Source organism: Pseudolabrys taiwanensis (assembly GCF_003367395.1).
Lineage (GTDB): Bacteria > Pseudomonadota > Alphaproteobacteria > Rhizobiales > Xanthobacteraceae > Pseudolabrys > Pseudolabrys taiwanensis.
Genome location: NZ_CP031417.1, coordinates 3,898,873 through 3,918,031, shown reverse-complemented (window position 1 = coordinate 3,918,031; position 19,159 = coordinate 3,898,873). Strand labels below are relative to the sequence as shown.

Below are 19,159 nucleotides of genomic sequence, written 5' to 3'. Positions count from 1 at the left end.
TTGGGTTTACGGGCAAGCCTTACGCAGAGGCTCGAGCGGGGCTTTTGTCCTCCAACACGAGGGGCGTTAATCGCGCCCTCGGCCCGCCCGGCTGGCCTCGACGATGTCGATGGCGGCCCGGATGGCTGTGGATATATCCATATTGGTGGTGTCGAGCAAGTGTGCATCCGCCGCTTGTTTCAGGGGGGCGGCGGCACGCCCCATGTCGCGTTCGTCGCGCTTGCGGATGTCCGCGAGCACCGCGGCCTCGTCCATCGGTGCGCCGCTGGCGGCGAATTCGAGCGCCCGGCGATGGGCGCGCACCTCCGGCGAGGCGGTGACGAAGATCTTCACGTCGGCGTCGGGGCAGATGACGGTGCCGATGTCGCGGCCGTCCAGAACCGCGCCGGGCGGGGTGGCGGCGAAATCGCGCTGGAAGGCGACGAGGGCGGCGCGGAGTTCCGGGATGGCCGAGACGACCGAGGCGACCTCACCCACGGCCTGCGCCTTGAGCGCGGCCGGTTCGAACCGGGCGGGGTCGAGAGCGGCGGCGGCGGCAACGGCGGCGGTCTTGTCGTCCGCTGGCCGACCGTCATCGAGCAGCGCTTTGGCCACGGCGCGGTAGATCAGGCCGGTGTCGAGATGGCGCAGGCCGTAATGGGCTGCGAGCTTCTTACCGAGGGTGCCTTTGCCCGAGGCGGCGGGGCCGTCGATTGCGATGATCATGGCGCCTCTTTTGCCGCGATTTTTCCAATTGTCTCGATAAGATTATCTTATTGCGACGCACAAAAGTTCTGAGTCGACTTATCATTGTGCGAAGCAATATGCTGGCTTTTGCGCCGCAACAAAAAGATGTTGCATACGCGTTTCACAACTTGAAATAAGGAATGGGCAGACTCATGCTTGGAATTGGCGAAAAACTCCCCTCGTTCTCGGTGACTGGCGTGAAGCCCGGCTTCAATGCTCACGAGGAAGGGGGCCAGTCGGCCTTTGAGCCGCTGACCGAAGCGAGCTTCCCGGGCAAGTGGAAGGTCATCTTCTTCTATCCGAAGGACTTCACCTTCGTGTGCCCGACCGAGATCGCCGAGTTCGCCCGTCTCGGCAAGGAATTCGCCGACCGTGACGCCGTCGTGCTCGGCGGTTCGACCGACAACGAATTCGTCAAGCTTGCCTGGCGCCGCGATCACAAGGATCTCAACAAGCTCCCGATCTGGAGCTTCGCCGACACCAACGGTTCGCTCGTCGACGGCCTCGGCGTGCGCTCGCCGGACGGTGTTGCGTTCCGCTACACCTTCATCGTCGATCCGGACAACGTCATCCAGCACGTCTACGCGACCAACCTCAACGTCGGCCGCAATCCGAAGGACACGCTCCGCGTCCTCGACGCGCTGCAGACCGACGAGCTCTGCCCGTGCAACCGCGAAGTCGGCGGCGACACGCTCAAGGCGGCCTGATCGCTTTTGTGCTAACGCGGGCGGCGTTCGCGCCGCCCGCAGTCTTCGCGTCTGTCGTTTGAAATTTCCGGAGAACGTGTCTTGCCCATCGAGAGCCTCAAAGAGCGCCTGCCTGCCTTCGCCAAAGACGCGAAGCTCAATCTCTCGTCGATGCTGTCCGATGAAACGCTGAACCCGCAGCAGCGCTACGGCCTGTTCCTGGCCTGCGCGATCGCGACGCGCAATGCCGACGTCGTGCGGGCCTTCGAGGCGCTGGCGCGTCAGCACTTGAGCCCGCAGGCGCTCGACGCCGCGCGCGCCGCCGCCACCGTGATGGCGATGAACAACATCTATTACCGCTTCGTGCATCTCGCCTCGAACAAGGCTTACGAGAGCAAGCCGGCGCGGCTGCGCATGAACGTGATCGCCAATCCCGGTGTCGACAAGGCCGATTTCGAGTTGTGGTCGCTGGCCGTGTCGGCGATCAACGGCTGCGGCAAGTGCATCGACGCGCACGACAAGGTGCTGCACGATGCCGGCGTGAGCGAGGATACGGTGCACACCGCGGTGCGTTTCGCCGCGATCATCCAGTCGGTCGCGGTCGGTCTCGAAGCCGGCGAAGCCGCGGCGTCGCTGTCGGAAGCGGCTGAGTAAACGAGAGCGCATCTCGTTTAGCTGGAGTTGCCCCACATTCCGCTCGCCCCCGCGAAAGCGGGGGCCCAGCTCTGACGTTATGAGAACCGCCGCGCTGGCTTCCCGGTTGCGCGGGAATGAGCGGGCTGGATGCTCGGCGGAACGGACTACGCCAAATCCGCGCCCAGCCCACGCATCAGCCCGGTGAAGTCCGGAAAGCTGGTGGCGATGAAGGCCGAGTCGTCGATGCGTACCGGCTGCTCGCTGGCGAGGCCCATCACCAGCGCCGACATGGCGATGCGGTGATCCATATGCGTCTTCACCTCGCCGCCGCCCTGCACGCTGCCTTTGCCGTGCACGATGAGGTCGTCGCCTTCGATCTCGACCGCGATGCCGTTGACGCGCAGCATGTCGGCGGTCGCCTCGAGGCGGTCTGACTCTTTCACGCGCAGTTCTTTGAGGCCGCGCATGCGCGTCGTGCCGTTGGCGAAGGCGGCCGCGACGCCGAGGATGAGATACTCGTCGATCATCGCCGGCGCGCGCTCCGGCGGCACCTCGACGCCCTTGAGCTGCGATGTCGTCACGCGCAGGTCGGCGACTTCCTCGGCGCCGCCGTCGCGCTTCTCGACGACCTCGATCTTCGCGCCCATCTCCTTGAGCGTGGTGAAGAGGCCGGTGCGCAGCGGGTTCATCATCACATTCTCGAACACGACGTCCGAGCCGGGCACGATCAGCGCCGCAACCATCGGGAACGCGGCGGAGGAGGGATCGGCCGGCACCGTCACGTCAGCCGGCTCCAGCTCGGGCTGGCCCTGCAGCGTGATGCGGCGGCCGAGCTCGCCGTGCGGCTTGCTGACGATCTTGGCACCGAAATGCTTGAGCAGGCGCTCGGTGTGGTCGCGCGTCGCCTCGGCTTCGATGACGGTGGTCTCGCCCGGCGCGGCGAGGCCGGCCAGCAGCACCGCCGACTTGAGCTGCGCCGACGGCACCTGCGATTCGTATTCGAGCGGCAGCGGGTCGCGCGCGCCCTGCAGGGTCAGCGGCAGACGCCCGCCTTCGGCCTGTTCGAGCACCTGCGCGCCCATTTTCTCCAGCGGATCGAGGATGCGGCGCATCGGGCGTTTGCGCAGGGAGGCGTCGCCGTCGAAGCTCGCCTTGATCGGGCAGCCGGCGACCGCGCCGATGACCAGGCGGCAGCCGGTGCCGGAATTGCCGAAGTCGAGCGGCGCCTCGGGTTCGGCAAACCCGCCGACACCGACGCCCCGGACGCGCCAGACGCCGTCTTTGTCGCGGTCCACCTTGGCGCCGAGGGCGCTCATGGCTTTGGCGGTGTTGAGCACGTCCTCGCTCTCGAGGAGGCCGGTGACGGTGCTCTCGCCCACGGCCATGGCCGCGAGGATCAGCGCGCGGTGGGAGATCGACTTGTCGCCCGGGACGCGGACGCGGCCCTGCAAGGGGCCGCCGCGGCGAGCGGTGAGGGGGGTCAAGGCAGTGGTATTCACCGGCAGGTATCCTTAAAAACCGCGCCCTCCTACCACGCAGCCGCGCGCGGCGTCATCCCGCCCGCCCTGGCGTATTCCATGTGTGACGGCCTATTGACAGGCCGCTCGCAACTAGCCAAGTGAAGCACCGATTTCGCGACATTCCGAGGAACCCTGACCCGTGGCCAAACCTGAGCTCGGTACCAAGCGCATCTGCCCCGACACGGGTCGTAAGTTCTACGACCTGAACAAGACGCCTGTGATTTCGCCCTATACCGGCAAGGTCGTCCCGATCGCGGTGGCGCCGACGCGCGGCGCGCGTCCCGAGGCGGCGAAGGCCGTGCAGGACGAGAGCGAGACGCTGGTGCCGGAGACGACGGACGCCGAATTCGTGTCGCTCGAGGACGCGGAGGCCGAGCAGCAGGGCAAGAAGAAGCCGGCGACGGCGGGCGCTCAGGTCGAGGAAGACGACGTCGAGATGGACGACGACGAGAGCCTGGACGATGCCGCCTTCATCGAAGAAGAAGAGGAAGGCGACGCCGACGTGACCGATATCATCGGCGAAGGCATCGAAAAGGAAGAAGAGACTTGATTGGCCGCGCCGGTTAGGGTACCGGCGCATACGCGGGCCGCGCGCGTTCCCTGCCGCGGCAAGAATTCGAGATTGGGGCCATAGCTCAGCTGGGAGAGCGCCTGCATGGCATGCAGGAGGTCAGCGGTTCGATCCCGCTTGGCTCCACCAACTTTGGCTCGTTTCGCGAGCTACGGCTGGCAAGCCCGATCCAACGAAGGCTTGCCCATTTCTCAACTTGAAAGCCGCTCCTCGTGGGCGGCTTTTTTATTGCGCCGGTGCTGACAGCGGCGGCGGCGACAATGCATGATGCGGGTCCCTTAACCGCCCCGAGAGACCAGCTTCATGCAAGGCAAGATCGCACTCGAAGAACATGTCGCCATCGAAGCGACGCTCAACGACTCCAAGGTCTTCGGGACGCATGTCTGGGACACGCTCGGGCCGCGCCTGATCGACGTCCAAGGGGCGCGGCTGCGCGAAATGGATCAGCACGGCATCGAGATGATGATCCTGTCGCTCAACGCGCCGGCGGTGCAGGCGATCCCGGACGTCAAGCGCGCCGTCGACGTCGCGCGGCAGGCCAACGACGCGATGGCCGCGGATGTCGGCAAGCATCCGGACCGCTTCGCCGGCTTCGCGGCGCTGGCGATGCAGGATCCGGAAGCGGCGGCCGCCGAGCTCACGCGCTGCGTCAAGGAACTCGGCTTCGTCGGCGCGCTGATCAACGGCTTCAGCAATGTCGGCAGCGCGGACAACGTCACCTACTACGACTTGCCGCAGTACCGGCCGTTCTGGCGCACGGTGGAAGCGCTCGACGTGCCATTCTATCTGCACCCGCGCAATCCGCTGCCGAGTTGGACCAAGTTCTACGAAGGCCACAACTGGATGCTCGGGCCGAACTGGGCCTTCGCCGCCGAGACCGCCTTGCACGCGCTACGCCTGATCGGCTCCGGCCTGTTCGACGAATGCCCGAACTTGAAGATCGTGCTCGGCCATCTCGGCGAAGGCATTCCGGTGCAGCTCTGGCGCATCGACGGCCGCAACGGCTGGATGAACGCGCCGCATAACTATCCGGCCAAGCACGGTGTCGCGCATTACTTCCGCAAGCATTTCTATCTGACGACGTCCGGCAACTTCCACACGCCATCGCTGATCAATGCGGTGACCGAAATGGGCGCGGACCATGTGATGTTCTCGGTCGACTGGCCGTTCGAGGATGTCGGTCAAGGCTGCGAGTGGTTCGACAAGGCGGAGATCGGTGAGGCCGAGCGCGCCAAGATCGGCCGCGACAATGCGGTGAAGCTGTTCAAGCTGAAGATTTAGAGCAGTTTGCGATTGGGTTGCCCCAATCTCCGCTCATTCCCGCGAAAGCGGGAATCCAGCAGGCCCTAACATACTTGCATCGTTGTGCTTGGTCCCCGCTTTGGCGGGGACGAGCGGCGGCTAGTGATTACCTCTTATTAAACGCCGCGGTCTGCGCCCTGGCCCAAAGCGGCTCATCCGAGCCGTTGCCCCAGGCATAGGGCCGGTAGAAATTGTGAATGCCGAAGCGCACGTTCTTCTTCATTTCACGTGCCCAGATCGGACGAACATAGACGGCGTGATAGTGCGTCGAGGTGCCGACGGCGGTTTCGTAAAGCTGTCCGTCGAGCGCCTGCTTGGCGATGCGGTTGGCCCGCGCCCATGCGCCGCGCTCGTGGATGGCCTTGCTCTTGCCGTCGCAGGCGAAGGTGAACTGGCAGGCGAGATGACGGTTCGCATTCTGATAGACGACGCCGCAGATGTCGTTGGGATAGAAGCCCGAAAAGGCCCGGTTGATGACCACCTGCGCCACGGCGATCTGGCCTTTGAGCGGCTCGCTGCGTGCCTCGAAATAAATCGCGTTGGCGAGGCAGCGTTCCGCCCGCGTCCGCGCGGTGCCTTCGAGCTTCAACCGTTCGGCCGGCGTCGGCGGCGCGACGCCCGGCGCGGGCGGCGGCAGCACGGCGATGAGATTGGGCAGCGATATCTGTCCCTCCGATGTCGCGCGCGTGGCCAGCATGCTGCTCGACGGCAGTGCGCCGGCGTCGGCGCTGGCGAGCCGATAAGACGCCGGCGACGCGCCGAACGCGACAGCGGGTTCGGGCTTGGCCGACATCATCGTGTTCGCCGATGCCATCGCAAACTCGATCGCGTCTTCGTGACGGACAGCGGCCAGTTCGGCGATCGCCGCACGTGGCGGCTTGGGCGCCGCCTGCGCGATGACGGGCGGTGCAATGCGGCCGAGCATTTCTTGCACGTCGGCGCGCGGGATCAGGACGGCGACTTCGGTCGGATAAGTTTTGAAGGATGGCAGCGAGAAGTTCTGCACGCCATCGATGACCGCATCGGGCAACTCGGCCACGGTCGCGCGTCCGTCGCGAATATAACGCGCGGCCGCTTCCACGACCGGTACGTTCATCAGATCGAGGGCGCTGATCGTCACCGCCAGCCCGGCGAAGCCGAAACAAAAACGCTTGGCAGCCTGAAAGATTTTTTCGTCGAACGTCAGCCCATACGGATCACTGTCGATACTTCGCATCAGCACTTGCAACCCCCACGATGCTGAACGAATTTTCGCTCGCGATATTAGCGAAGCTTTGAATGTTGCGACGCGCGTTTAGAAATTTTTGACCAAACAAGGCAAACGACGATGATTAATTTAACGATGTGCCATGGGTTTTTTGCGCGCTCGCGCGATGCAAGTACCGGTGTCGTGGCGCGTTCATGATTAATGCGCCGACTGTCCCGGATTGCGTCAGCACGTAAACCATGGCGCGTGGTCACGCCTGGTGCGTTAACCACCGCCACGTCGTGACGCGAACGTCCCGCGGTTGGTTTGGCTCGGGTGATGGGAGCGGCGTGGCGTTCGCTTGCCGGCCGGGGCGGGTCCCTGGCAGGCGCGCGGCGGCCCGCCAGGCCATCCGGGACGGATTTTCCCGTGTTCTTGAACCCTTAACCGGGGCGGCCCATATTAGGAACACTGGCGGGCAGGGTGCTCGCTGGATGGGGTGCCAAACGGGCCCCAAACGTCAAAGTCGCTTCAAGCGAGGGCTTTGAGACCAATGTCACGAGTTCCGTCCCTCTCCAGCCCGTTTTTGTTGGGTTTCGACGAAATCGAGCGATTGCTCGACCGCGTCGCCAAGGGCGCCGACGGCTATCCGCCCTACAACATCGAACGGCTGCCGCGTGACGGGAACAATCCTGAGCGTTTGCGCATAACACTGGCGGTCGCCGGTTTTACCAGGGATCAGCTCGACGTCTCCGTCGAGGAGAGCCAACTGGTGATCCGCGGGCGGCAGCAGGACGACAAGACCCGTCAGTACATCCACCGCGGCATTGCCGCACGCCAATTCCAGCGCACCTTCGTGCTGGCGGAAGGCATGGAGGTGCTGGGTGCTGACTTGAAGAATGGGCTGTTGTCGATCGATCTCATCCGGCCGCAGCCGGAGCGGATCGTGAGAACGATCGCCATCAATGAGTTGGAATGAACCCGCTGACGCACTCGTGAACAGGACTCGACCACGTCAAGCGTTACATCGAGGAAGGAGTCGAGGGCCATGACCAAGACCGACAAGATTGTTGAACTGGATGCCGTCCATCCCGCCCTGACGCAGGAAGCGCTTGCGCAGCTCGGCGACGGCCAACTTGCCTACGTCAAAGAAATTCGCTCCGAGGACGTCGCGGAGATGTTTCCCGAAGCGCCGACATTGCAACCGGGCATGACGCTGTTCGCGCTGCACGCCGCCGATGGCACGCCGATCATGCTGACCGATACGCGTGAAGCCGCTGTTGCCAACGCCTGGAGCCAAGAGCTCGAAACCGTGAGCGTGCACTAAGCGGATATGACCGCTGCCGTCGTGCCCGCGAAGGCGGGACGCATGACGACGAATGTCGCAAGTGACGAAAGCGCAGCCACAGTGCTGCGCTTTTTCTTTTCAGTTCTGAGGATAAGCCGCGGTGCATCGATCCCCGCCCGCGCGGGGACGACGTTTGTTCAAGCCGCCGCGCCGGTCGGCGGCATCGACAGCACGGCGTAGATCGCGTCGGCGTCGCGTGACTCACGCAGCTTGCGCGCAATGTCGCTATCGCGCAGCAGGCGCGCAACGCGCGCCAGTGCCTTGAGATGGTCGGCGCCCGCGGCTTCCGGCGCGAGCAGAAGAAACACGAGATCGACCGGCTGACTGTCCAGCGCTTCGAAATCGATGCCGCGCTCGAGCCGCGCGAACAAACCAAACAGCCGGCCGAGTTTCGGCAGCTTGCCGTGCGGTATCGCGACGCCATTGCCAACGGCGGTCGAGCCGAGCTTTTCGCGCTGAAGCAGGATCTCCAAAATCTCACGCTCGCTCTGACCGGTCAGCTCGGCGGCACGTGCCGCGAGCTCCTGCAGGGCCTGCTTCTTGTTGTTGACCTTGAGCGCGGGAATGACCGCGTTCGGTGCAACAAGATCGGTGAGCGTCAGGGACATGAGCGATGATCGTAAGAGACGGCGACGGTTTGCAAGGGGGGTTGTGGAAGGCGGCGGACCATAAGAGCGGCTCGCGACGGAAGTCAATGGGGCGGCGTTAGGCAATAGGTGCCGTTTTCCCGTGCATATTGTCGGCTACCGCTCATCCGCCACGGCGGGCTTGACTGTCCTTTTTCCGGCGTTTGTAGCGGCGCAGACGCTTTTCGATGCGATCGGCGGCCTCATCCGCGCTTTCATAAGCGCCGGCGGCCATACCCTCGGCTTCGAGGGTCGCGCCCGAGTCCAGACGTAATACGCAGTCGGTGCGGAAGCCGAAACCGTCACGTCCAATTGTGGCGTGGCCGGAATAACCACCGTTGAAATATTTCGAGGTTGCTTCTTCGACTCTTTCAGAGATGCGCTGTTGTAGCGCGGAGCCGACATTGATGTTCCGTCCCGAAACGCGCAAGGGCATGTGGCCATCTCCCTCTTGCCGGGCGGGCCTTCCGCCCGATTATGCCATCGCTAAATATTTGAGCGCAGAAACGTTCCTTGCGCAATGCGACGCAGGGTGGGTCATACCGCCGCCTGCTTTTCGCGCCGACGCTGTACCGAAGACGGAATCCGCATGGCTTCCCGATACTTGGCCACGGTTCGCCGCGCGATATCGATGCCGGCGCCGCGCAGCTTTTCCACGATTGTATCGTCGGAGAGAATGTCACTGACGGTTTCGCCGTCGATGAGCTGCCGGATGCGATGACGTACCGCCTCGGCCGAATGCGCTTCGCCGCCATCGGCCGAGGCGATGGAGGACGTGAAGAAGTATTTCAATTCGAAGATACCGCGCGACGTCGCCATGTATTTGTTGGCGGTGACACGTGACACCGTCGACTCGTGCATGCCGATGGCATCGGCAACCGTCTTCAAGTTCAGCGGCCGCAAATGCTGTACGCCTTTGGCGAAAAATCCGTCCTGCTGGCGAACGATCTCGCTTGACACTTTCAAGATCGTCTTGGCGCGTTGGTCGAGCGCGCGCACGAGCCATGTCGCCGTCTGCAGGCAATCGGCGATGTAGCTCTTGTCCTTGTCGTTCTTCGTGCCTTTGCTGACCTGCGTATAATAGCGCTGGTTGATAAGCACTTTCGGCAAGGTGTCGGAGTTCAGTTCGACTTGCCATGTGCCGTCGGGCGCGGCGCGCACCAGAACATCCGGTACGATCGGCTGTACATTGGTCGAGCCGAAGGCCAGTCCCGGTTTCGGATTGAGGCTGCGGATCTCCGCGATCATGTCGATAAGATCTTCGTCGTCGACGCCGCACACGCGCCGCAACGCCGGCAGATCGCGCTTGGCCAGAAGATCGAGATGCGCGACCAGCGCTTGCATCGCCGGATCGAAGCGATTGCGTTCCTTCAACTGCAGCGCCAGGCACTCAGTGAGATTGCGCGCGCAAGCGCCGGCTGGATCGAGCGACTGCAGAATGGCGAGAACGTCTTCGACCTCACGCAGCGAAGCGCCGAGCTTCTCGGCCACCGAGATGAGGTCGCCGGTGAGATAACCGGCCTCGTCCACCATATCGATCAAGTACTGGCCGATCATGCGGCGCGCCGGATCGGGGATCGCCAACGCCATCTGCTCGGCGAGATGAGCCGCCAGCGTCGTCTCGGCCGACACGAAGGCTTCGAGATTGTAATCGCCGTCCTCGGCGCCGCCCGAACCGGTGCCCGACCATTCCGAATAGGCCGGTGCCGGGGCCTCCGGCATTGCCGGCTTGTCGCCGCCGTCGTCCGGGAAGACGTTCTCGAGCTCGGTGCCCAGGCCCTGCTCCAGGGCGCTGCGGCTGGTCTCCAGCTCCTCGCCAATCCAGTCGGTGGCGGTGTCGTCCCGGGCCTCGACGGCGGGCTCAGGCGGCTCGGTGCCGGGAAAAGGGGTGTCGTCGTCGCTGCTGCGCTCGAGCAGCGGGTTGCGCTCGAGTTCGCCTTCCACATAGGCCACCAGATCGAGGCTGGAGAGCTGCAGCAGCTTGATGGCTTGCATCAGCTGCGGCGTCATCACCAGCGCTTGGGTCTGACGGAACTCCAGTCTTTGCGACAAAGCCATGGGGTTTCCCGGCGGAAACTGGTCCGATTCTTGCTAAGAAAAGGCTACACCAGTTCAGTCGGGTTGCGCCATGTGATTCCGCAGTGCGGGAATGCACAAATGTTGTGCATGCGGCCTGGGCTGCCGCAATTACAGGCGGAATTCCTCGCCCAGATAGAGGCGACGCACGTCCGGATTGTTGACGATGTCGTCGGGCGTGCCCTCCATCAGCACCTCGCCCGAGTAGATGATGTAGGCGCGGTCGGTCAGGCCAAGCGTCTCGCGCACGTTATGGTCGGTGATCAAGACGCCGATACCGCGATTGGTGAGGTGCCGCACGAGCTGCTGGATGTCGCCGACGGCGATGGGATCGATGCCGGCGAAGGGCTCGTCGAGCAGCATGTAGCTCGGCCGCGTCGCCAAAGCGCGCGCGATCTCGACGCGGCGGCGCTCGCCGCCTGACAGCGCGATGGTCGGTGTCTTGCGCAGCCGCGTGATGTTGAACTCTTCGAGCAGCGCGTTGAGATCCGCGTCGCGGCGGCGGCGGTCGGGCTCGACGACCTCGAGCACCGCGCGGATGTTTTCTTCGACATTGAGGCCGCGGAAGATCGACGCTTCCTGCGGCAGATAGCCGATGCCGAGACGCGCGCGCTGGTACATGGGCAGCGGCGTGACGTCGTAGCCGTCGAGCTCGATGCGGCCTTTGTCCGCCGCGATCAGCCCGGTGATCATGTAGAACACGGTGGTCTTGCCGGCGCCGTTGGGGCCGAGCAGGCCGACCGCCTCGCCGCGCCGGACATAGAGCGTGACGCCGCGCACGACCTTGCGCGTGCCGAAGCTTTTCTCGACGCCATGGGCGGCGAGATAGGCATGGCGCGCCTGCTGCTGCTGGCCGCCGCCGTCGCGGCGCGGCTGCGCGGTGGCCGGGCGCTGTTGTGGGGCCGGCTGTTGCGCCGGCCGCGCCTGCTGCGGCTGCGCATAAGCGTGACCTTGCCCCGGTTGCGGTTGCGGCTGCGGCTGCGCGTAAGCGTGGCCGTGCCCCGGCTGGGGCTGCGCGTAGCCATGCGCCTGTTGCTGCGCCGCCTGCCGCGCGAGCGCCGCCTGCTGCGTGCGCACCTCGGCCGGCGTCAGCCGCCTCCGGGCGGGCGCCGGGCGCCGGCGCTGGAACAGCGAAAGGATATTCACTGGTCTACCTCGCAGCGCATCGGCCGGTTCGGCGCTATCCCCGCGAGCCGCGAGGCATTCAAGAATAGCTGATTCCGCGACGAAGGGCGCGGGCCCCTGGCGCGCGATGTCAATTGGTGTTCCGTCCCGGCGCCGGGCGGGCCGGCTGTTGGCCCGGCGTCGCGCCCGGCTTTATGTCGGTGCTGCCCGGCAGGAACAAGCCCTGCACGCGGCCGCCATTGCCCTTGCCGGATTCGACCCGCGAAACGCCGGTCGCCATGTCGACGACGAGCTTCTCGCCCCGCAGGACATTCTGGCCCTGGGTCATGATGACATTGCCCGTGAGCGTGACGGTGTTGGTCTTCATGTCGAAGATGCCGAGCTCGCCGGTGGCGGTCTGCTCCTTTTGGGTCACCACCACCTGGCCATGCGCCTCCAGGCGCTTGATGCGCTGCTCGCCGTTCGGGCCGGGCGTTGCCGCCGTCATCGTCTTGTTGTCTGTGGCCTTGCTGCCGTCGGTGGCGTTGTCCTGCTCATAAAAGACGATGAGCCGCTTGCAGCGCAGGCCGGTATCGCCTTGCTTCACGCGCACATCACCCGTGAAAGTCGCGACCTTTTCCTTGTCGCGCACCTCGAGCGTCGCCGCCTCGATATGCACCGGCTGATCGCGGTTCTGCGAAAAGCCCTGCAATGCATTGGGCGGGCCCTTCGAGGCCTGGGATTGCGGTTGCGCCAAAGCGGCGCCCGCGGCCGACAGACTCAGCAGAAGAATAAGCGCGCGAAGCATCATTTCTTCGCGGCCTTTTTCTTGGCCTCGTCGCTGAGCAGCATGTCCATGACAACGCCGCCGTGAAACCGCACGAGATCGCCGTTGTCGACGATCTCCAGCTTGTTGGCGTTGAGCGTTCCCTGCAGCATTTCCAACTCGACCGGCTTGTCGGAGACGACATGACCCTTGCGGGTGTCGATCGTCGCCTCGCTCAGCTTTCCTTTATAGCCGTTCGTCGAGGACAGGAAGATGTCGCGCTGAAGCTGCAGAATCTCGGTCTTCGAATTGTAGAGGCCGGTTGCGGCCGTCATCAGCATCGAGGTCTTGTCTTGCATATCCATTTTCGCGCGGATGCCGCGCAGTTCTATGAAGTCGGGTTTGGTCATATCCTGCGCCGCGGCGTCCGCCGAGAGTTCGTAGGCGCGGGAGTCCTGCGTGAAGCCGGACAGGCGTGGCTTCTCCATTGTGACCTTGGTGCCCGAGACGATCAGATCGCTGATGTCGATGGGCAGCTTGGCGAGCATGCGTAAAGGATTGAGATAGGTAACCAGGAACAGCAAAGCGAGCGTTGCCACCACGGTGATCGGAATGGCAATGCGCAGGACGCGGACCAATTGGCTGTGCCGGCGCGCGGCGCGGAAGGCGCGGTCGCTGTCGCGGCTGCTCATCGTCCAATGCGAGCGCGCCGTCTGCGGGTCGGTCCGGGCTGTAATCACACGGTTCATCGTGATGGCGCGGCTGCCTGACATTCGATCGAGCATACGGGCATCGGTTTAGCGGTCCTCGACCCGAGCGCCCGCGCTTCGCTGGCTGTTCAATGCGTTGGAAGTCCCGCCCCCGCAACGCAACATGACCGATGAATATGGCCCATCGGCGGCAATGACGACGAGGCATCGGGCCGCGGCCGGTCCGAATACGCCGCCCAATCTACACCGAATGCGAGAAAATGTCCTGCTCGGCCCAGCCGGCGAGGTCGAGTCGCACCCGATCGGGCAGGAACCCGAAGCAGGCAGCCGCCAGCGCCGCGCGGCCCTCGCGCGCGAGCATGACGTCCAGTTTTTCCTTCAGCGCATGCAGGTGCAGCACGTCGGTGGCGGCATAAGCCACCTGGGCGTCCGTGAGCGCGTCGGCGCCCCAATCGGACGACTGCTGCTGCTTGGACAGGTCGACGCCGATGAGTTCGCGCGCCAGGTCCTTGAGGCCGTGCCTGTCGGTGTAGGTGCGCACGAGGCGCGAGGCGATCTTGGTGCAATAGATCGGTTCCGGCATGACGCCGAAGGTCTTGGCCAGGATGCCGAGGTCGAATCGCGCGAAATGGAACAGTTTGAGCACCGATTTGTCGGCCAGCAGGCGCTCGATATTGGGCGCGCGCGTCTGGCCGGCGCCGATCTGCACCACGTCGGCCGAGCCGTCGCCGGGCGAAAGCTGGACGACGCAGAGGCGGTCGCGGTTCGGGTCGAGACCCATGGTCTCGGTGTCGATCGCCACGGAGCCTTTGTAGGCGGAGAGGTCCGGCAGGTCGCCGCGGTGCAGGCGGATGGTCATGGGCGATGGATACTGACCGGGCGGAACAGATGCAAGCCGCCGTCCCAAAAACAAGAAGCAGCCCCGCGAGGCCGCTTTGCCGGTCGTTTAATGCCCAGGAGAGGAATGTCCCTGCCGCACTTAAAACAGAATAAAATCAATTATTTGAGACGCGTTAGGCTAAGTCCTTCGTACCGCCATGGTCGACCAAGAGCCGATCCAATTCGCCCCCAACCGCACGCCCGAGTCCTGCGGGATCCTGATATCCCCGTAATGGCCGGGCCCGGAGGCGCCACTTTCATTGTGCGCTTCATAGCCGGCCCCCGACGGGCTCCAGCCTCAGCGCTAGCCAAGCGACCTGGGACACACCGGATTGATACTGAAGGGCATCAGCCAAAGCGGCGCTGGCCGCAGGAAGGGGCTCCGGGCTGCCCCGACCCATACTCATCGCTCCGTTGACGGTTCGGCGGCGCGGTGCAGTCGCGTCAAACAAGCAGCAACTAAAGGGCGACCGGGTGACCCCGGCCTCCCTGCCAAAAGGTTTTGCCGATCCGAGACGGCCGACGGCGTGGCACTCCGGGTTTGAGCGCATGTGCAGGTCTTCAAGTTTTGCCGGTTACCGGCAAAGCTCTGCCCGCGGCAGATAAAGTCTCCCTCGGGACGTCCACCAAGTTTGAGCGAAAGGAAGCAAACTGAAGGGGGCTCGTGTCGTATCGAACAATCCTACGGGTGCAATACTCACGAAACGACATAGATAAATTGTCTGCCAAACAGCTTGACTGAGCGCTCGATGCCTTCGTTCCTCATCAAACGAAGCGACTGCATCTAGTCAGCCGTAACGAGCGCCCCGGACTCGAATCGACAACCAGACCGTTATCAGCCGCGGAGCATTGCCGGCTGACTTTGATATCATTGCGGCTTCGTCCAGTGTGACCACGTTCGTCACGTTCCACCGCGAGTATTTCTGGCGAAACTGGTGCGGCGCGAATTGTCTAACCGTGCGGCTTTCAATCCATGCATTCATATTAGCTAGTACGAACATGCACGCGGACGGCGCAAATGACACGACCTATGCCGTGGTATGGTTTGTCCTCTCCCTCGATCCAATCGACCGCGAAGACGCCTCCACATAGCGTCGCCGTTGCCGTGTTTAAGGCGGCGGTCAGAGGATCGAAACATGCAATTGGACACAATCAAAAGCCCCGGTGGATCGGGGTCCGAAGAGTTGGTCCCATCGCGCTACGCGGTGCGGGTCGGTGACATTGAAGTGCTGGTGGTCAGTGATGGCGTGCTCCCACTGCCGACGCAGATGTTGGGACACAACGCCGACCCGGCCGTGCGGTCGGCCTGGTTGAAGGAAATGTTCCTGCCGCAGAAGGCATTCGACTGGGCGCTGAATGCGGTCCTGGTACGCAGCGGCGACAAGACCATCCTCATTGACGCTGGGCTGGGATCCGACCCAGACCTCCACCTGCCGCGGGCCGGGCAGCTGATCAACCGACTGCAAGCCACCGGCATTGATCTTACGTCCGTGACCGACGTGGTGCTGACACACATGCACATGGATCACGTTGGCGGGTTGCTCGTCGAGGGCGTGAAGGATCGGCTGCGTCCGGACCTGCAGATCCATGTGGCGGCTGCCGAGGTCAAATTCTGGGAGGCGCCCGATTTCTCCCACACCGCCATGCCGCCGGGATTCCCCGACGCGCTTCGGGCGGCGGCCAAGCAGTTCACGAAGGTCTACCACAACCATCTGCGGCAGTTCGATGAGGAGCACGAGGTCGCGCCAGGTGTCGTCGTCCGTCGCACCGGCGGCCATACACCCGGGCATAGCGTGGTCCGCGTGGCGTCCGGCGGCGAAGCACTGACGTTCGCCGGCGACGCTGTGTTTGCGGTCGGGTTCGAGCAGCCTGACTGGTACAACGGCTTCGAACACGATCCGGAAGAAGCGGCGCGCGTCCGCATCCGTCTCTTGCGCGAGTTGGCCGGCACCGGCGAGATGCTGGTGGCCACTCATCTGCCGTTCCCCTCAGTCGGCCATGTGGCAGTCGACGGCGATCACTTTCGGTGGGTGCCGGTGTTCTGGGACTACTGACTGTTTGTCGCATCGCAGCCGTACGAAGGCGTGGGCTCATCGCGTTGATGAGTTCACGCCCTGCTGCGGCGCGACCTTTGATTCTGACAAGTACGGACGGAGAAAGCGCCATGGCCGCTAGACCGACAAGGATTCTGCTTCAGACGACGATTCCGACAACCGAGGATGACTGGTCGATCAAGCGGTTCAGTCGGCTTGCGGCGCTCCTGAGCAGCGCGCGCGATGAGGCGGGCAATACGCTATATGACGTGACAGTGCGGGATCGCGAACCGCCGGGGCGGCCCGATCCGATACTCTCGACGATCGATGCCGGCAACGTCGATCAGTTGTGGCTGTTCGCCGTCGACAGCGGTGACGGGCTGACGCCAGAAGACTGCGCGGCGATCTCCCGGTTCCGCGCGCGGGGCGGCGGGCTGCTGGTCACGCGCGACCACATGGACCTCGGGTCTTCCGTCTGCACACTCGGCGGCATTGGCAAGGCGCACTACTTCCACACGACCCATGCGGACCCGGATCCGGCACATCACAAGATCGACGATCCGTTCACGAGCCACATCTCCTGGCCGAACTTCCACTCCGGTGCGAACGGCGATTATCAGGCGATAGAACTTATCGGCCCGCCCCACCCAATTCTCGCGAACGAGACATCACCGACAGGGGCGATCCGCTTCCTGCCCGCTCATCCGCACGAAGGCGGGATCGGCGCGCCCGAGGGAGAAGCTGCGCGCGTGATCGTGCGAGGAACGAGCAAGGTCACCGGCGCCCGCTTCAACATCGCCGTCGCCTTCGAGGCGGGCAAGTACGGTGGTCCCGGCCTCGCGCAGAGTACCTTTCATCACTTCGCCGACTACAACTGGGACACGCGGTCGGGTTGCCCGAGCTTCGTGACCGAGCCGCCGGGAGACGGAATGCAGCGCTTTCCCGAAGCGTTGGCCGACACGCAACGCTACGCTCTCAACGTCGCGGCCTGGCTCTCGGGCCGGCGCTGACGCCGGTCCGAGGGGGGAGGACATCGTTCAATTGGCCTCGGTCACACAAGGCTGATGCCGCCATCGACGGCGAGATTGACCCCCGTAACGAAGGTGCTATCGGCCGATAATAGGAACATGGCAGCACGCGCGAGCTCTTCGGCTTCGCCCAATCGCCCCAGCGGAATCGTTTGGGCCACTTGCCGCTCGAAGTCAGGCAGAGCGTCGGCCGCGACACCAAGTTTCTTGATGATCGGCGTGGCCGTCGGCCCTGGGCTGAGCACATTCACGCGAATGCGCCTGTCCTTGAGCTCTAGTGCCCAGCTTCGGGCGAAAGCTTCCACCGCTGCCTTGCTGCCGGCATAGACCGCATGCCCCGCCAGCACCTTACGCGCGGCAATGGAACTGGTTAGCAGGATCGCGCCACCGTCGCGCAGCATTGGTACGATCTTTTGTACGCCAAAGAACGTGCCGCGCGCATTCGTGAAGAACTGCGCATCGAAATCCATGGGGCGGACCTCGGGACTGGCCTGGATGAGATTGATCCCTGCGTTCGCAACATAAATGTCGGCGCCGCCGAACCGCTCCGCCACCAGCGCGGCGACGCGATCGTGCGTCGCAAGATCGCTGACATCGCCGGAAAGACCGGTCGCACGACCGCCGAGCGCCGTGACGGCGGCTTCCACGGCATCCGCCCGACGGCCGACCACCACCACCTCGGCGCCCTCTGCGACCAACGCTTGCGCAATGGCGAAGCCAATTCCACTGTTGCCGCCAGTGATGACGGCAACCTTGTTCGAAAACCTCTTCATGCGAGTCTCCATCTGTGAGCGGCAAGCCGGCGCCTGATGGCGCTCAGACTCCACTCCCGATCGAGACTGGTCGATTGGCTCGAAGCATGGGGCGACCTAATCATTGGTTTAGCCCCATCGTGCCTCGACACGTTCGATTTGCTTACGGTTGAGTTGCGCGCCCCTTGATGTCGCCGGGCAGCACCTCCCAGGCGCGAATGAGCTCGCCGACCGAAGCAGCCTCCATCTTGCGCATGACGTTGCCCCGATGGAGTTTCACGGTCACTTCACTGATGCCAAGATCGAAGGCTATCTGTTTGTTGAGCCGTCCGCGCGCCACCTCCGCCATCACTTCCCGCTCGCGCGGCGTGAGCGTTTCAAGGCGTCTGACCGTGCTCTGCACGACCGCGGCTCTGGCTCTGTCGGCGGCATCGCGCTCGATCGCGGCAATTACCGCATCCAACAATGTCTGATCCCGGACCGGCTTGGTCAGGAAATCGACGGCGCCCGACTTCATCGCCTGCACAGTCATCGGAATATCGCCGTGGCCCGTCAAGAAGATGATCGGCTTGGTGCTCCCTTTATCCGTCAGTTGACGTTGTAGATCGAGGCCGCTTGCGCCAGGCATGCGGACATCGAGGATGAGACACCCGGGCAGGTCAAGAACATCGGCCTCGAGAAACTCCCGCGTCGAAGAAAAACACATCGGCTGCATTCCCGCCGAGAGAAGCAGCTCCTGAAGCGCCTCACGAACTGCGAGATCGTCGTCAACGATAATGACCAGCGGATCGTCCCCCTTGCGCTCAGACTTGGACGGCGTCTTTCTCCGAACCTCACCTTGCTCCGTCATCGTCATCTCCAACTGTTACGCGTAAGGCGTCACCGAGAGCTGCCAATAAAGTGGGCCCGTCAAAGGGCTTACGAAAGAAACCGCTGATGTCCTTTGCATTCGCGCGCTTCTGATCGCCGATTTCATGTCGGCCCGTGATCAGGAATACCGGCAGATCCGGCCGGGCCTTTTTCGCGAGATCGAGAAGTTCGAAGCCGTCTATGACAGGCATGCCGATATCGGTGATGAGGCAGTCGATCTCCGACAGTCCGCCGTCCAATAGCGCTTTGGCCGAGGCGAACGTGCGCACCGAATAACCGGCCGATTCGAGCAGGTTCTCCAGCGACTCCAGAAGCCTCATGTCGTCGTCGACGACGGCAA

Annotated in this window: 20 protein-coding genes, 1 tRNA gene and 1 pseudogene; 9 read left to right on the top strand and 13 right to left on the bottom strand. The window is 63.7% G+C overall.

All coding sequences use genetic code 11. The annotated features are described in order from the left end of the window. Positions 1-66: 66 nt before the first annotated feature. Complete coding sequence (gene cmk / locus DW352_RS18595; protein ID WP_115692724.1) at positions 67-705, bottom strand: (d)CMP kinase; 639 nt, start codon at positions 703-705, stop codon at positions 67-69. Between the two features lie 173 nt (positions 706-878). Here cmk and DW352_RS18590 point away from each other — a divergent pair, with 173 nt between their 5' ends. Further along, complete coding sequence (locus tag DW352_RS18590) at positions 879-1,433, top strand: peroxiredoxin (RefSeq protein WP_115692723.1); 555 nt, start codon at positions 879-881, stop codon at positions 1,431-1,433. 81 nt (positions 1,434-1,514) lie between these two features. After that, on the top strand, positions 1,515-2,066 hold the full coding sequence (gene ahpD / locus DW352_RS18585; RefSeq protein ID WP_115692722.1) for an alkylhydroperoxidase, AhpD family: 552 nt from the start codon (positions 1,515-1,517) through the stop codon (positions 2,064-2,066). Positions 2,067-2,212: 146 nt separating this feature from the next. Here the strand turns inward: ahpD and aroA are convergent, their stop codons facing one another. Next, complete coding sequence (gene aroA / locus DW352_RS18580) at positions 2,213-3,547, bottom strand: 3-phosphoshikimate 1-carboxyvinyltransferase (protein WP_115692721.1); 1,335 nt, start codon at positions 3,545-3,547, stop codon at positions 2,213-2,215. Positions 3,548-3,707: 160 nt separating this feature from the next. Between aroA and DW352_RS18575 the strand changes: the two genes are divergently transcribed. The 3 genes from DW352_RS18575 (at position 3,708) to DW352_RS18565 (ending at position 5,420) form a co-directional block, all read left to right on the top strand. Next, complete coding sequence (locus DW352_RS18575) at positions 3,708-4,118, top strand: TIGR02300 family protein (RefSeq protein ID WP_115692720.1); 411 nt, start codon at positions 3,708-3,710, stop codon at positions 4,116-4,118. Between the two features lie 74 nt (positions 4,119-4,192). Next, a tRNA-Ala gene (locus DW352_RS18570) sits at positions 4,193-4,268 on the top strand. 174 nt (positions 4,269-4,442) lie between these two features. Next, a complete protein-coding gene (locus tag DW352_RS18565; RefSeq protein WP_115692719.1) occupies positions 4,443-5,420 on the top strand; it encodes an amidohydrolase family protein in 978 nt (325 codons plus the stop codon). A gap of 127 nt (positions 5,421-5,547) precedes the next feature. On the opposite strand, the gene DW352_RS18560 is transcribed toward DW352_RS18565, so the two are convergent. After that, positions 5,548-6,657, bottom strand: coding sequence for a cell wall hydrolase (locus DW352_RS18560; RefSeq protein ID WP_115694493.1), 1,110 nt, complete (start codon positions 6,655-6,657; stop codon positions 5,548-5,550). A gap of 523 nt (positions 6,658-7,180) precedes the next feature. Between DW352_RS18560 and DW352_RS18555 the strand changes: the two genes are divergently transcribed. Together DW352_RS18555 and DW352_RS18550 are read left to right on the top strand one after the other, a co-directional pair. Continuing rightward, positions 7,181-7,606, top strand: a complete 426-nt coding sequence (locus tag DW352_RS18555) for an Hsp20 family protein (RefSeq protein ID WP_115692718.1) — start codon at positions 7,181-7,183, stop codon at positions 7,604-7,606. A 69-nt stretch (positions 7,607-7,675) separates the two neighbouring features. Next, the gene (locus DW352_RS18550; protein WP_115692717.1) at positions 7,676-7,954 is read left to right on the top strand and encodes a BQ00720 family protein; all 279 of its coding nucleotides are present in this window, start codon (positions 7,676-7,678) and stop codon (positions 7,952-7,954) included. 158 nt (positions 7,955-8,112) lie between these two features. On the opposite strand, the gene ptsN is transcribed toward DW352_RS18550, so the two are convergent. The 7 genes and pseudogenes from ptsN to DW352_RS18510 all read right to left on the bottom strand — a co-directional run bounded on the left by ptsN (position 8,113) and on the right by DW352_RS18510 (position 14,116). Next, entirely contained in the window at positions 8,113-8,577 is a 465-nt protein-coding gene (ptsN, locus tag DW352_RS18545) for a PTS IIA-like nitrogen regulatory protein PtsN (RefSeq protein WP_115694492.1), read from the bottom strand. Between the two features lie 157 nt (positions 8,578-8,734). Next, positions 8,735-9,037, bottom strand: a pseudogene (gene hpf, locus DW352_RS18540) (ribosome hibernation-promoting factor, HPF/YfiA family); the annotation flags it as partial. A gap of 101 nt (positions 9,038-9,138) precedes the next feature. After that, positions 9,139-10,659: an RNA polymerase factor sigma-54 gene (rpoN, locus tag DW352_RS18535; RefSeq protein WP_115692715.1), complete on the bottom strand. Its 1,521-nt coding sequence runs from the start codon at positions 10,657-10,659 to the stop codon at positions 9,139-9,141. Positions 10,660-10,788: 129 nt separating this feature from the next. Further along, positions 10,789-11,823, bottom strand: coding sequence for an LPS export ABC transporter ATP-binding protein (lptB, locus tag DW352_RS18530; RefSeq protein WP_245434175.1), 1,035 nt, complete (start codon positions 11,821-11,823; stop codon positions 10,789-10,791). 109 nt (positions 11,824-11,932) lie between these two features. Then, positions 11,933-12,589 (bottom strand): LptA/OstA family protein, encoded by a 657-nt coding sequence (locus DW352_RS18520; protein WP_245434174.1) that lies wholly within the window; start codon positions 12,587-12,589, stop codon positions 11,933-11,935. Beyond that, positions 12,589-13,332: an LPS export ABC transporter periplasmic protein LptC gene (lptC, locus tag DW352_RS18515; RefSeq protein WP_245434173.1), complete on the bottom strand. Its 744-nt coding sequence runs from the start codon at positions 13,330-13,332 to the stop codon at positions 12,589-12,591. Before lptC ends, DW352_RS18520 begins: the two co-directional genes overlap by 1 nt. A gap of 166 nt (positions 13,333-13,498) precedes the next feature. After that, positions 13,499-14,116, bottom strand: a complete 618-nt coding sequence (locus DW352_RS18510; protein WP_115692712.1) for a ribonuclease D — start codon at positions 14,114-14,116, stop codon at positions 13,499-13,501. A gap of 1,156 nt (positions 14,117-15,272) precedes the next feature. Here DW352_RS18510 and DW352_RS18505 point away from each other — a divergent pair. Further along, a complete protein-coding gene (locus DW352_RS18505; RefSeq protein WP_115692711.1) occupies positions 15,273-16,190 on the top strand; it encodes an MBL fold metallo-hydrolase in 918 nt (305 codons plus the stop codon). A gap of 110 nt (positions 16,191-16,300) precedes the next feature. Beyond that, positions 16,301-17,179: a hypothetical protein gene (locus tag DW352_RS18500; protein WP_115692710.1), complete on the top strand. Its 879-nt coding sequence runs from the start codon at positions 16,301-16,303 to the stop codon at positions 17,177-17,179. A 41-nt stretch (positions 17,180-17,220) separates the two neighbouring features. On the opposite strand, the gene DW352_RS18495 is transcribed toward DW352_RS18500, so the two are convergent. The 3 genes from DW352_RS18495 to DW352_RS18485 all read right to left on the bottom strand — a co-directional run bounded on the left by DW352_RS18495 (position 17,221) and on the right by DW352_RS18485 (position 19,139). Continuing rightward, positions 17,221-17,970, bottom strand: a complete 750-nt coding sequence (locus tag DW352_RS18495; protein ID WP_115694490.1) for an SDR family NAD(P)-dependent oxidoreductase — start codon at positions 17,968-17,970, stop codon at positions 17,221-17,223. Between the two features lie 142 nt (positions 17,971-18,112). Beyond that, positions 18,113-18,799, bottom strand: a complete 687-nt coding sequence (locus DW352_RS18490; protein WP_245434172.1) for a response regulator transcription factor — start codon at positions 18,797-18,799, stop codon at positions 18,113-18,115. Beyond that, entirely contained in the window at positions 18,783-19,139 is a 357-nt protein-coding gene (locus DW352_RS18485) for a response regulator (protein WP_245434493.1), read from the bottom strand. Before DW352_RS18485 ends, DW352_RS18490 begins: the two co-directional genes overlap by 17 nt. Between the last annotated feature and the right edge of the window lie 20 nt (positions 19,140-19,159).